Origin of the sequence: Rhodovulum sp. BSW8 (assembly GCF_003314725.1) — a bacterium.
GTDB classification, from domain to species: domain Bacteria; phylum Pseudomonadota; class Alphaproteobacteria; order Rhodobacterales; family Rhodobacteraceae; genus Rhodovulum; species Rhodovulum visakhapatnamense.
In genome coordinates this window covers 54,294-67,031 of sequence record NZ_QNVX01000006.1, presented here as the reverse complement: position 1 = coordinate 67,031, position 12,738 = coordinate 54,294, and the positions used below count along the sequence as shown (strand labels likewise).

12 protein-coding genes and 1 other RNA gene are annotated in these 12,738 nt (G+C 67.4%); 5 read left to right on the top strand and 8 right to left on the bottom strand.

Annotated features, from left to right (window positions below; translation table 11 throughout):
• Positions 1-39: 39 nt before the first annotated feature.
• The 6 genes from DSD19_RS05405 to DSD19_RS05380 all read right to left on the bottom strand — a co-directional run bounded on the left by DSD19_RS05405 (position 40) and on the right by DSD19_RS05380 (position 7,045).
• A complete protein-coding gene (locus tag DSD19_RS05405; RefSeq protein ID WP_113668817.1) occupies positions 40-1,461 on the bottom strand; it encodes a deoxyribodipyrimidine photo-lyase in 1,422 nt (473 codons plus the stop codon).
• A gap of 89 nt (positions 1,462-1,550) precedes the next feature.
• Positions 1,551-2,780 carry an aminotransferase class V-fold PLP-dependent enzyme gene (locus tag DSD19_RS05400; RefSeq protein WP_075786932.1) on the bottom strand — a complete coding sequence of 410 codons (1,230 nt, stop codon included), beginning with the start codon at positions 2,778-2,780 and terminating at the stop codon, positions 1,551-1,553.
• Between the two features lie 107 nt (positions 2,781-2,887).
• Positions 2,888-4,540, bottom strand: a complete 1,653-nt coding sequence (locus DSD19_RS05395) for a BCCT family transporter (RefSeq protein ID WP_075786933.1) — start codon at positions 4,538-4,540, stop codon at positions 2,888-2,890.
• Between the two features lie 104 nt (positions 4,541-4,644).
• Positions 4,645-5,061: a universal stress protein gene (locus tag DSD19_RS05390; protein ID WP_075786934.1), complete on the bottom strand. Its 417-nt coding sequence runs from the start codon at positions 5,059-5,061 to the stop codon at positions 4,645-4,647.
• A gap of 436 nt (positions 5,062-5,497) precedes the next feature.
• Positions 5,498-6,490, bottom strand: a complete 993-nt coding sequence (locus DSD19_RS05385) for an MDR family oxidoreductase (RefSeq protein WP_113668816.1) — start codon at positions 6,488-6,490, stop codon at positions 5,498-5,500.
• Between the two features lie 33 nt (positions 6,491-6,523).
• Positions 6,524-7,045: a DinB family protein gene (locus tag DSD19_RS05380; RefSeq protein WP_243627720.1), complete on the bottom strand. Its 522-nt coding sequence runs from the start codon at positions 7,043-7,045 to the stop codon at positions 6,524-6,526.
• A gap of 133 nt (positions 7,046-7,178) precedes the next feature.
• Here DSD19_RS05380 and DSD19_RS05375 point away from each other — a divergent pair, with 133 nt between their 5' ends.
• Positions 7,179-8,222: an ABC transporter substrate-binding protein gene (locus tag DSD19_RS05375; RefSeq protein ID WP_113668815.1), complete on the top strand. Its 1,044-nt coding sequence runs from the start codon at positions 7,179-7,181 to the stop codon at positions 8,220-8,222.
• Between the two features lie 167 nt (positions 8,223-8,389).
• On the opposite strand, the gene DSD19_RS05370 is transcribed toward DSD19_RS05375, so the two are convergent.
• Positions 8,390-8,731, bottom strand: coding sequence for a multidrug efflux SMR transporter (locus DSD19_RS05370; protein WP_075786937.1), 342 nt, complete (start codon positions 8,729-8,731; stop codon positions 8,390-8,392).
• Between the two features lie 467 nt (positions 8,732-9,198).
• Between DSD19_RS05370 and DSD19_RS05365 the strand changes: the two genes are divergently transcribed.
• From DSD19_RS05365 to ssrA, 4 genes are all read left to right on the top strand, one after another.
• Positions 9,199-10,158 (top strand): sulfurtransferase, encoded by a 960-nt coding sequence (locus DSD19_RS05365; protein WP_113668814.1) that lies wholly within the window; start codon positions 9,199-9,201, stop codon positions 10,156-10,158.
• Positions 10,159-10,162: 4 nt separating this feature from the next.
• Positions 10,163-11,287 carry a YeeE/YedE thiosulfate transporter family protein gene (locus DSD19_RS05360; protein ID WP_113668813.1) on the top strand — a complete coding sequence of 375 codons (1,125 nt, stop codon included), beginning with the start codon at positions 10,163-10,165 and terminating at the stop codon, positions 11,285-11,287.
• Positions 11,284-11,454 (top strand): hypothetical protein, encoded by a 171-nt coding sequence (locus tag DSD19_RS21660; protein ID WP_165828052.1) that lies wholly within the window; start codon positions 11,284-11,286, stop codon positions 11,452-11,454. The genes DSD19_RS05360 and DSD19_RS21660 overlap by 4 nt, the downstream gene beginning before the upstream one ends.
• Positions 11,455-11,806, top strand: a transfer-messenger RNA (tmRNA) gene (gene ssrA, locus DSD19_RS05355).
• A gap of 33 nt (positions 11,807-11,839) precedes the next feature.
• Here the strand turns inward: ssrA and DSD19_RS05350 are convergent.
• Positions 11,840-12,457, bottom strand: coding sequence for an integrase (locus tag DSD19_RS05350; RefSeq protein ID WP_207802421.1), 618 nt, complete (start codon positions 12,455-12,457; stop codon positions 11,840-11,842).
• Positions 12,458-12,738 lie beyond the last annotated feature (281 nt).

The window sequence follows — 12,738 nt, the reverse complement described above, 5'->3', positions numbered from 1 at the left end:
TCCTGCGATTGTGCAGATCGCGCGCGCCACCGCAACGGCCTACCCCCCTCGCGCCTCATAGGCCGCCAGAGCACGGCGGCGCCCGGCCTCGGGCGTGACGGCCGGGGCGGGATAGGCATCGCCCGGCGAAAGCCCCCAGGCGCGCGGCACCGCGTCGAAATAGGCCAGCGCGCGGGGGGCGGGGCTCTGGCGCCCCTCGGCGATCCAGGCGTCGCGATAGGCGCCGTCGGGGTCGAATTTCTCGGCCTGCGTGACGGGATTGAAGATCCGGAAATAGGGCGCGGCATCGGGCCCCGAGCCCGCCACCCATTGCCAGCCCATGGCATTCGAGGCCGGGTCCCAGTCGATCAGATGCTCGGCGAACCAGTCCATCCCAACCCGCCAGTGGGTCATCAGGTTCTTGGTCAGCCAGGAGGCCGCGATCATCCGCGCGCGGTTGTGCATGGTGCCGGTCACATACATCTCGCGCATGGCAGCATCGACGAAGGGAATGCCGGTCCGGCCGCGCTTCCAGGCCGTGGCCTCGGGGCTGTCGCCTTCTGTCGACCAGGGGAAACCGTCCCAGCCCTCGCGCCAGTTCCGCTCGGCGATATGCGGGCTGTGCCACATCAGATGCCAGCCGAATTCGCGCCAGACCAGCTCCTTGAGGAAGGTCTCGGCCCCGGCCTTGCCCGCGTCCATCGCATTTAGCCCGGCATGCCAGCAGGCGCGCGCCGAAATCTCGCCGCAGGTCAGATGCGCCGACAGGCCCGAGGTGGCGTCGGCTGCGGGCATATCGCGCCGGTCGGCATAATCGGCGATCTTGCGCGTGGCGAACTCGTCCAGCCGGTCCTGCGCCGCCGCCTCGCCGACCGGGGCGAACCGCGCCAGCACCGCCGCGCCCCGGCGGAGCGCCGCGCCCATCCGCCAGGTCCCGATCTCGTCGGAGGCGGGCCAGGTGTCGGGCCGGGGGATCAGCCCCGGTGCGGGGGCGGGCTCGGGAACGGCGCGGTCGCGCACCGCCTTCCAGTAGGGGGTGTAGACCTTGTAAAAGCCGCCCTGCCCGGTCTCGACCGTCCAGGGTTCGAACAGCAGATGCCCGGCGCAGGACCGCGCCTCGACACCGTCTTCGGCCAGAGCGGCCTTGACCGCCTTGTCGCGGGCGACCGAAGCCGGGTCATAGGCGCGGCTCCAGACCACGGCGGCGGCACCGGTCCCGGCAATCACCGCGCGCAGCACGTCAAGCGCGGGACCGCGCCGCAGGATCAGCCGCGAGCCGCGCGCCGACAGGGCCTGCCCGAAACACGCGACGCCCTCGCCCAGCCGCCATTTCGCCGCCGCGCCCAGCGCCTCGACCGTTTCGTCATGGATGAAAAGCGGCACGACCGGGCGGCCGGACGCGATGGCACCGGCAAGCGCTGCGTTGTCGCCGAGACGGAGGTCGCGGCGGACCCACCAGATCACGGGCACTTGGTCTGACATTCGGTTTCGTCACATCCCCGATCGACCCCCGCCGCGCGGCGGCACAGGCCGATAGCCACGATAAAGCGGCCCCTGCCCTCGCACGGGCCCTAGAGTTCGGAATCTAGCGCTTCGATGAGGCGGTCAACCTCTTCGGGCAGGGTGTAGTGCAGCAGGCTCAGCCGCAGCACGCCAAGCGCCGGGTCGATCCCCATCGCCTCCAGCACCCGGCGCGCATAGAAATCGCCGCCGCCCGCCAGCACCCCCCTGGCGGCCAGCCGCCCGGCCGCCTCGTGCCCCGGCCGGTCGAGCGCGATCGACACCGTCGGCAGCCGCGCCGGACCGGCGCGCGCAGGCCCCAGCACGCGCAGATCGGGGCGGGTCGACAGATACTCCAGCAACGGTTCCAGAATTGCGGTTTCCTGAATCCGGATCATGCCCGCGACAATCCCCGCCCGGGCATGGGCGTCACGCCCGCCCCGGACATGGTGGTCGTAAAGCGCGTCGATATAATCCGATATCCCGGCCACCGCCGCCACCTGGGCATGATCGGGACCAGCCGGATCGAACCGGCGCAACACGTCCTCGGCATTGAACCAATGGCCTTGGTTGGGCAGTTGATAGGCCAGCTCGCGGCGGATCAGCATCACGCCCTGATGCGGCCCATAGGTCTTGTAGGTCGAGAAAAGATAGATGTCGGCCCCCAGCGCCGGGATGTCGGGCAGCCCGTGCGGGGCGAAGCTGACCCCGTCGACGCAGGTGAAGGCGCCCGCCCGCCGCACCATAGCGGTGATCCGGGCCACGTCGTTGACCTCGCCGAGGATGTTCGAGGCATGCGGAAAACAGACCAGCCGCACCGTCTCGTCCAGCAAAGGCTCAAGCGCCGCGGGGTCGAGATGCCCGGTCCCGGGATCGACCTTCCATTCCCGCAACTCGATGCCGCGCGCCGCAAGCCGCCGCCAGACGCCCGAATTGGCCTCGTGATCCTGATCGGTGACGACGATGGCCTGGCCCGGCTCGATCCAGGCGCCGAAGGCCTGGGCCAGAACATAGGTATTGGCGCTGGTCGAGGGGCCGAAATGCAACTCGTCCCGGCCGACGCCCAGATGTGCGGCCAGACGGGTGCGGGCCTCGTCCATCTCTTCGCCCGCCAGGCGCGACGTGGGGAAGGCGCCGTAGGGCTGAACCTTGCGCTCCTGGTAAAAGCGGTGCAGCCGCCAGATCACGTAGCGGCATGCATAGGACCCGCCCGCATTCTCGCAGAACACCTTGTCGCGCAACTCCTTGTACCGGAAGGCCGGAAACTGGTTGCGGACAAATTCGGTATCGAGCGCAACCATTCCCCACCCGGACGCTGCGTGGCCATTCCAACCTGTCTAATCGGCCAAGTGCGGCCACGCAACGCCTTGAAATCCGGAGATTACGCTCTAGCCCCGCCCGAATCGCCCTAATGCGCCTCGGCCTGAAGACCGCGGAAGATGGCAAAGCACATCATCAGCAGCACCAGCGTGAACGGAAGCCCGGTCGAGATCACCATCGCCTGCAGCGCCGACAGTCCGCCGCCGACCAGCAGCACGATGGCGACCGCCCCCTCGAAGGCGCACCAGAACACCCGCTGGGGCAGCGGCGCATCGATCTTGCCGCCGGCAGTGATCGTGTCGATCACCAGGCTGCCCGAATCCGACGAGGTGACGAAGAAGACGATCACCAGCACGATGCCGATCACCGAGGTGACCGACGCCCAGGGCAGCGCCTCGAGCATCGCGAAGAGCGACATCGGCGGGTTGTAGCTGTCGATCACCTGCGCCTTGACCGCGCTGTTCACCGGGTCGGACAGCACCTGGTCGATGGCCGCGCCGCCGAAGACCGCCATCCACAGCACACAGACCAGGCTGGGGATCAGCAGAACGCAGACCACGAATTCGCGCACCGTCCGGCCGCGGCTGACGCGGGCGATGAACATGCCGACGAAGGGCGACCAGGAAATCCACCAGGCCCAGTAGAAGGCGGTCCAGCCCTGCATGTAATCGGTATCCTCGCGCCCGAACGGGTTCGAGAGCGCGGGCAGATCCTTGACATAGGCCAGCATGCCCTCGCCGAAATCGGCAAGGATGGTGCCGGTCGGCCCGGCCACCAGCACGAAGACCAGCAGCAGAGCGGCCACGACCATGTTGATTTCCGACAGCACCTTCACCCCGCCATCGAGCCCGCGCAGCACCGAGATCAGGGCGATCGCGGTGATGCCGGTGATCAGCAGGATCTGCACCGTCAGATCCTCGGGCACCCCGAAGACATGGTGCAGCCCGGCATTGGCCTGCTGCGCCCCGAAGCCCAGCGAGGTCGCCAGCCCGAAGAGCGTTGCGAAGACCGCGATGATATCGATGACATGGCCGGTCCAGCCCCAGATCCGTTCGCCGAAGATCGGGTAGAAGGCCGACCGGATCGTCAGCGGAAGCCCCTTGTTATAGGTGAACAGCGCCAGCGCCAGCGCCACCACCGCGTAGATCGCCCAAGGGTGCAGCCCCCAGTGATAGATCGTCGCCGCCAGCCCCATCTCGCGCGCGGCATCGACATTGCCGGGGATCAGGCTGCCATCGGCGGCAAAGGGCGAGGGCGTGCCCAGCGGCTGGGAAATCGCCATGTGATAGACCGGTTCGAGCACGCCGAAGAACATCAGCCCGATGCCCATCCCGGCGGCGAACAGCATCGCGAACCAGCCCGCATAGCTGTAATCGGGCGTCGCCTCGGCACCGCCCAGCCGGACCCGGCCGACCGGCAGCACGATCAGCGCCAGACAGAACAGCACGAAGATGTTGCCCGCGCTGAGAAACACCCAGTCGAAGGTCGAGGTCAGGAACGGCCTCAGCCAGCCGAAGACCGCCTCGGCCTGGCCCGGCAGCGCCAGCGCATAGAAAACGAAGGCCATGATCGAAAGGCCCGAGACCAGAAAAACCGGGTTGTGAATGTCAAAGCCGAACGGACCCAGGCTGCCTTCGATATTGTCCTGACCGATTTCGTAATCGGTCTCGATCAGGTCCACCTCGCCCTCGGGCGCCGGAATTCCCTGATCGGTCAGGTCCTGGGACGTCTGATCGGTCATGTTTTCCCCTTCATGTCTGTGGCGGTCGCCGCCGGTCGCGACCCGTGTCTTCTTCGGTTTCTCGTTCAGGGCCGCCGGACCGGGGCCCCCGGCCCTATTGGGCGCTAGGGGCGCACCAGCAGGACCGAGGCCTTGGCATGGCTTGCCAGCCTGCCCCCGTGCGACGGGAAGACATGCTCGGCCCATCCGGGCACATGGCTTGCCATGACCACCAGATCGGCGCCCGACTCTTCAAGCGCGCGCACCAGCGCCTCGTCGAGTTCGGCCGCCGGGTCCGGGCTGACCATCAGCCGCGAGGCCACCCGGTGGCCATGCCGGTCGGCCTCGGCCGCGGCAAAGGCATCGAGCTTCCAGCGATACTCCTCGGGCGACTGCGCGACCGCGCCCGGCTGCGGCGCGGCCACGGCGACATAGGTCACGCCGATGCCATAATGGCGCGCCAGATCTCCGGCCACCTCGCAGGCGCGCGTCAGCCGGTCGGCATGGGCAAGATCGACCGGCACCAGGATCTGCTTGAACATCATGCCCTCCTTGCGCTTCGTCACATCCGGCGGCCCAGTGGGCGCCCCGATGCAGAACCTCCACCCGACGGGCAAAGGCGCCAGTCAGTCGTCCCGGACTCGGTCATGCCGACACCTGTCGCGCCGCCACCGCCCCCGGACAGGCGGCGTTCCGTTGCGCCAAACCTTAGGACGTTTTCTTCGAAAGACCAAGTGCGGGGAAGAGCCCGGCCAACGACACGCCCGGAAAGGGCGAAGCCAGAATCCAATTAATATTTTTATTTTCAATATATTAGACGACTCTCCTTCCGCAAGTCAGACCGAACGCCAGAGCCGCCAGAGCTTCACTCTGCAAAGCAAAGGGCGCGGAGTTTGCCTCCGCGCCCCATCTCCGCAAGCCTTTGCTTCGACACGCCCACCGCCGATCCGGCCCGGGCCGGTTTAAGGCCCGGTCGGCTCAGGCGTTGACGTCGACCACGACGCGACCCTGGACCTTGCCGTTCAGGATGTCGGCCCCGAGCCCGGGCAGATCCTCCAGCGTCGCGTGACGGATCATGCCCTTCAGCCGATCCATCGGCAGGTCCGTCGCGATCCGCTGCCAGGCGCGCAGACGGTCCTCGTAGGGCCGCATCACGCTGTCGATGCCCAGAAGGTTCACGCCGCGCAGGATGAAGGGCGTGATCAGAGCGCCCTCGATGGCGGCGCCGCCCGCAAGGCCCACGGCCGCGACCGAGGCGCCGTATTTCATCTGCTTCAACACCCGGCCCAGCATCGCGCCCGCCACCGGATCGACGCAGCCCGCCCAGATCTCGCTTTCCAAGGGCTTGCGCGTCACCTCGGACAGGTCCTCGCGCGGCACGATCCGGCTGGCGCCGAGATCGCGCAGATAGCTTTCGGACCCGGGGCGGCCGGTCACCGCGGCCACCTCATGGCCCAGATGCGCCAGCACCGCCGTCGCCACCGAGCCCACGCCCCCCGAGGCGCCGGTGACCAGAACCGGGCCGTCGCCGGGCCTCAGCCCCTGATCCTCCAGCGCCAGCACCGCCAGCATCGCGGCCATGCCCGCCGTGCCGACCGCCATCGCCATCTGGGTCGACAGCCCGTCGGGCAGCGGCACCAGCCAGTCGGCCTTCACCCGCGCCCGCTGGGCATAGCCGCCCCAATGCACCTCGCCCACGCGCCAGCCGGTCAGCACCACCCGGTCGCCGGGCTTGTAGCGCGGATCGGCGCTTTGCTGGACCACGCCCGCGAAGTCGATGCCCGGCACATGCGGCCAGCTGCGCACCAGCCCGCCGCCCGATCCCAGGCAAAGCCCGTCCTTGTAGTTCAGCGTCGAATATTCGACCGCGACCGTGACATCGCCCTCGGGCAGCCGGTCCTCCGACAGATCCTGCACCGAAGCACGGGTCTTGCCCTCCGCATCCTTCTCGACGACCAGCGCTCTGAACATGCCTGTTTTTCCCTCTTTCCGTGTCGGGCGTCCCTACCCGATCAGGTCCGGCATCAGAAACAGATCGGTCGGCGCGGTCAACACCCCGGCGGCGGTCAGCATCGCGTGGATCTGGCCGCGGTGATGGGTCTGGTGGTTGAACATGTGAACGACGCAGACCGCGCGCGGCACCACCATCTCGCGCCCCGCGGCCCCCGAATACCAGGCCAGATCGCCCGCAAGACCGGCCTCGGTCAGGCCCTGCGCCCAGCGGCTGATGCGGGCATCGGTGATCTGCCGCTTGGAGCGGTATTCCGACCAGTCGGCAACGAAATGAGCGCTGTCGGACAACCCCACATGGGGCGCCTCCCAGCCGTCGAGCCGCGACATCCAGACGTGATCGGCCCAGAGCAGATGCGCCATGGTGCCCTGGATCGACCCCCAGAAGGCGCCGCGCCCGGCCGTGCGGGCGGCCTCGTCCATCCCGGCCACCTCTTCCATCATCGCGCGGTTCTGCCAGCGATTGTATCGTGCCATCAGCCGGCACCAGCCCGCCGTGACCATTGCCTGTCCCATCGGTCCCCGTCCTCTTGCCTGGCCCCCTTTTGGCAGACCCGCGACGCGGAGGCGAGTCCCGCCAATGGTCTTGAGCGGAGCCCGGCGCACCGCTAGCGTTACCTTGCACCCATTCCCAATGCGAGGGACCTCCATGACCGTTCGCCTGATTCTCGCCAGCACCGCGGCCCTGATTGCAGGGTCGGCCGCCTGGGCCACCGACGCCGATCTGCTCGTGTTCGACTATCCCGGCTTCGAGAACGCGGCCTTCCACACCAAGTACAAGGACAAATACGGAGACAACCCGACCTTCACCTTCTTCGGCGACGAGGAAGAAGCGTTCCAGAAACTGCGCTCTGGCTTCCGGACCGATGTCAGCCATGTCTGCGCGGGCTCGGTCACGAAATGGGTCGAAGCCGGCATTCTCGACCCCTGGGACACCTCGAAGATCCCTGCCTGGGGCGATCTGAACGCCGATCTCAAGGGCACCGACGTGGCCGATACCGGCGCCGACGTTTATTTCGTGCCGACCGATTTCGGCTCGACCGGGATCGCCTATAACACCGAGGAGGTGCCGGCCGAGGACGTGGCCTCGCTCGAGGTCTTCAAGGACCCGAAATACGAAGGCCGCGTGACCCTGCCCGACAACGTGGACGACACCTTCGCGCTGGCCTATCTGGCGACCGGCACCACCAACTGGACCCATGCCACGGATGCCCAGTTCGACGCGGCCGTGGAATGGCTGCGCGAGGTGCATCCGAACCTGCGCACCTACTGGACCGATCCGGCCGAGCTGGCGCAGCTTCTGGCCTCGGGCGAGGTGCTGGTGGCCTGGGCCTGGAACGAGACCCTGCCCACGATGGTCGAACAGGACTTCCCCATCGGCTTCCAGCGCGAGGCCAAGGAGGGCTCGTCGCTCTGGCTGTGCGGCTATGTCGATCTCAAGGACGGCCCCGGGTCGGAAGAGAAGGCCTACGACTTCCTGAACGCCATGCTCGACCCCGCCGCGACCCAGGCGCTGCTGGATGCGGGCTATGGCCAGTCGAACGACAAGGCGATGGCCGAAATCGGCGACGAGGCGCTGACCGCGGTCGGGCTCGGCCCGATCGACGTGCCGGTGCTGGCGCAACTGCCGATGCCGGGCGAGCTGCGCGAAAAGCAGTCGGCGGCCTTCGAGAAGATCAAGGCGGGCTTCTAGGACCCGACGCCGCCGAGGCGGCAGCCTGAACCGGGTCGGCGCTCCTGCCGGGGCGCCGACCAGTCCGGACGGCTCGGCCCTTGCCGACCCGTCCGGACCCGCTGACGAGCCGCGGCCCTTCGCGGGCCATCTTTGCTCTGTCGCCAAGCCCTTGGCGGTGGCCTCTGCTAGTGAGAGACCGTCGAAAAGGCGTTCATGATGACGACGCCGCCCACGATCATGGCGATCCCCACTATGGCCGCCGCATCCAGCGATTGCCGGAAGATCGTGACGCTGACCAGCGCGATCAGCACGGTGCCCAGTCCCCCCCAGACCGCATAGGCAATGCCGAGAGGAATCGTCTTGAGAGCGATCGACAAGAGATAGAAAGAGGCGATGTAGAACAAGGCCATGACCGCAGTCGGGCCAAGCCTGGTGAACTGCTCCGATTTCAGAAGGAAACTGGAGCCCGCGACTTCGCAGAGGATCGCTCCCGCAAGAGCGGAATAAGACACAAGGTAAGAGGGCATGAGGTCTGCGCTTTCCCGACCGCAACCGAGCGGTCTGTCTGTAGTGAGGATCGGGAAAGCCCATAGACAAGCCAGAGTGCCGTCCCGATCGGATCAGGTCGAACACCGTGGCTGCGAAGAACCCGTCGCAAGACGGGCGCAGGAGACACCACCCTGCTACTCTATTGCCGGTGGCTCCATGATCGGCATGACGCGCGGAGGGATCAATCGCGAACCGACCACGCCCGCTGTCAACCGGCGGGCATTTCCCGCCCAGCCCCCCATTTGCGGCCCGGTCCGTGCGGGACCGCCCGATGCGCGGCCGGGGCGGGGCGATGCCGCGAAACCGTCCACGCGTGGTCTCGCGGCAGACGCACAACGAACAGGCGACCTTCAAAACGAATCGGATTAGGGTTAACAAGATGTTGCGGCCTTGCGTCGCGCGTCCGGCCGCCACAGCTTTGGGGCGCAATTCATGAGGTGACCAGATGACCAGATTTGCCCCGAGCGCCGCCTTCGTCCTTGCCCTTCTTGCCGGTCCCGCAGCCCTTGCCGCACCGGGTTTCGGACCGCTGATCGACCCCCAGGGTCTGGCCGAGGCGCAGGCCGCGGTCGCGCCGCTTGTGCTCGATATCCGCAGCGGCCCCGATGGCGCCGCCCCGGTCTTCGAGGCTGGCCATATTCCCGGCGCGGTCTCGGCGCCCTACGGGCTGTTCCGCGGCCCGGCCGACAATCCGGGCGCGCTGATCCCCGAGGACCGGTTGACCGAGGTGCTGCGCAGTCTCGGCGTGACCCGGGACCGGCCCACGGTGATCGTGCATCAGGGCAGCGACCCGTCCGATTTCGGCGCGGCCGCGCGGGTTTACTGGACGCTGAAATCGAGCGGGGTCAGCCCGCTTGCGATCCTGAACGGCGGCATGACCGCCTGGAGCGCATCCGGCCTGCCGGTCGAGACCGGCCCGGCGCTGCGCCCCGCGCCCAGCGATATCGAGGTAAGCTTCAGTCATGACTGGCTGGCCACCACCGAGGATGTCGAGGCCATCGTCGCGGGCGACGCGCCCGGCGACCTGATCGACGCGCGGCCCCAATCCTTCTGGGCGGGCAATGCCAAGCATCCGGCGGCGGCCCGGCCCGGCACCCTGCCGCAATCGCGCTATTTCACCCATTCGGGCTGGTTCGGCAGCGACGCCCCCGCCTTGATCAAGCCCGATCTGGTCCCGGATCTCGCCGCGGCCAACGGCTTTGCCCAGGGCGACCGGCTGGTGTCGTTTTGCAATACCGGCCACTGGGCCGCGACGAACTGGTTCGCGCTCAGCGAACTGGCCGGGATCGAGGGGGTCAGGCTTTACCCCGAGTCGATGGTCGGCTGGACCCGCTCGGGGCACGAGACCGCGAACCTGCCCGGCCCGCTTCGCAATCTCTGGAACCGCGTGACCGGACGCTATTGACCCCATGACCGACAGCAGCCAGACGATGCCCGTTCCCCCCCACATCCTGCCCCGAACCGCCGCTTTCGGGCTGTGCGCACTGGCGGTTCTGGCCGTGGCCGCGATGGCCGGGCCACGCTCGGGCGCGCTGCTGATGATCGGGCTCGGCTTCGGGCTGGTGCTTGAGGGGTTGCGCTTCGGCTTTACCGGTCCCTGGCGGCGGATGATCCTGCAGCGGGACGCCTCGGGGCTGGTGGCGCAGATGGTCTGTCTGGCGCTGGTCGCAGCGGCGGCCTTCCCGATGCTGGCCGCCCATCCGGGCGAGCTGGTGGGCGCCCATGCCCCTGTCGGCTATGCGATGGTCGGCGGCGCCTTCGTCTTCGGCGCCTGCATGCAGATCGTGCTGGGCTGCGGGTCGGGCACACTGGTCAATGCCGGATCGGGCAATCTGGTCAGCGCCATCGCCCTGCCCTTCTTCTGTCTGGGCAGCTTTTTCGGCGCCTATCATCTGGTCTGGTGGACCGAGCTTGGCGCGTTGCCGGTTGCCGCGCTGACCGGCACCGGGGGGTTGGCGCTGACGCTGGTGCTGCTGGCCTCGGTCGCGGGGCTTGCGATGGCGCTGGCCGATCCGGGCAAGCGCGCGATCCCGGCGCGCTACTGGCTGGCGGCGGTGCTGCTGGCCGGGCTGGCGATCCTGCATCTGGCGGTGGCGGGCCAGCCCTGGGGCGTCGTCTACGGTCTGGGGCTCTGGGTCGCGAAGGGCGCGGCGGCGCTCGGGGCCGACCTCTCGGGCTCGGCCTTCTGGTCGGCCCCCGCCAATGCCGAGCGGCTGCGCGAAAGCGTGCTGACCGACGTCACCTCGCTGACCGATCTGGGGCTGATCGCCGGGGCGGCACTGGCCGCATTCTGGCGCGACGGGCTGACAGGACGGATCGCCGATCACCCGGCGCGGGCCTGGGTCGCGGTGGTGATCGCAGGGTTCCTGCTGGGCTATTCCTCGCGGCTTGCCTTCGGCTGCAATATCGGCGCCTTCTTCTCGGGGATCTCGACCGGCAGCCTGCATGGCTGGGCCTGGTTCGCGGCCGCTTTCACCGGGTCCTGGTACGGCATCCAGCTTCGGCCCCTGCTGGGGCTTGAGGCGCGCAGATGACCCGGCGCCCGGTCGTTCTGATCCTTCTGACCGCGGCGGCGGGGTTTCTGGCCTTCGACCTCGCGCGGTCCGCCCCGCTCGACCCCTATCTTGCCCCGGCGCTTTTCGCGCTCGGCTCGGGTCAGGCGGCGGGCGGCGCCCATTGTGCGGCCCTTCCCGCGCGCTGACCCCTTGAAGCGCGCGCCGCCTCGGCTTATCTTGGCACCGTCCCGCAAGGGACTATGGCGATAAACGCGCCCGTAATAAGCGGATCGGACCCGGGGGCGGTACCCGGCGGCTCCACCAAATATCCCACATTGGCGGGATCCTGGGGCCGAAACAGGATCGACGGACGTCTAAAGGGGTTAGCTTTTGCCCGGTGAGCTACCACCGTTATCGGTGCAAGCATGATAGTTGCCAATGACAACCGTGCTCCGGTGGCGCTGGCTGCGTAAGCAGTCCGCAAAACCAAATCTTAAGCCCTTGCGTCTAGCAACGTAAGGCGGGGTTCGCAGGTACCTGGCAACAGAAACCTGCACTCTCTTTTCGGTCCGATAAGCGACTGTGTTTCAGTCATTTTTGCTTCCCACTTTCCCAGTGTTCCACAGTCGTGCCGTCGTTTCGTTCCCGTAGGTCCTGCGGGACCGCCTGCCCGCTTGCCTTGCGGTCTGCGTGTCGGCAGAAATGCTCGACCATATCGACAGATATCCCCACCATGTCCGAGATCTTCAGTGCAGAGTAACCAGCGCCCCGGAGCCGGATCACCGCATTGGCTCGCAGGCCATGGGGGACAGCGCCCGCAAGGCTCGGGTGTTTCTGGCGCTCGCGGTCAGACGCCTTCCACATCTGGATCGTGCTGAATGGCTTGCCTTTGCTCTTGCCGTCCTCCCGAAGCAGGCAGGGGCCGCGACGGCGGCACCATTTGGTCATTTCCGCCTCAAGCTCGGGGAAGATTGGGCACCACGGCTTCACGCCGGTTTTCTGCTGCGGCAGGCTGAAACCGCCATCATCTTCGTCGTTCGGGTTGAGGCGCACCACGTCGCTGATGCGCTGGCCAGTGCAGCAGCTCAGGAAGTAGACGCGGCGGATCACTCCCTCGAAGCGCTTTTTTTGCGTATTCGAGTTGCTCGGGGGGCCAAGGCCGGTGCCCCTCACCCTTGGCGAACCGCTCGACGCTTTGTTTCGGATCATGGGCCAACAGTTCGACTGGTCCGTTTGCCCATCCTGACCCTGGAATGGCTGGGAAGTCGGGAGGCTTCACATGCATTTTCAGCGTCGTTGCGGGGGCCGGCCGCAGCGGCGTTTTCTTCGGAGGCAAGGCCACTAAACGCTTTATAAGATACCGGTTCGCTCCCCGCATGTTCGCGGAAGTTCGGGGGGCCGCAGCAAAACGCACCGTATTGATGCTGCGCCATAATGGCGGGATCAGGCAGAAACCTGCACTTCCCCCCATTTTCGAATGATGCGTCTTG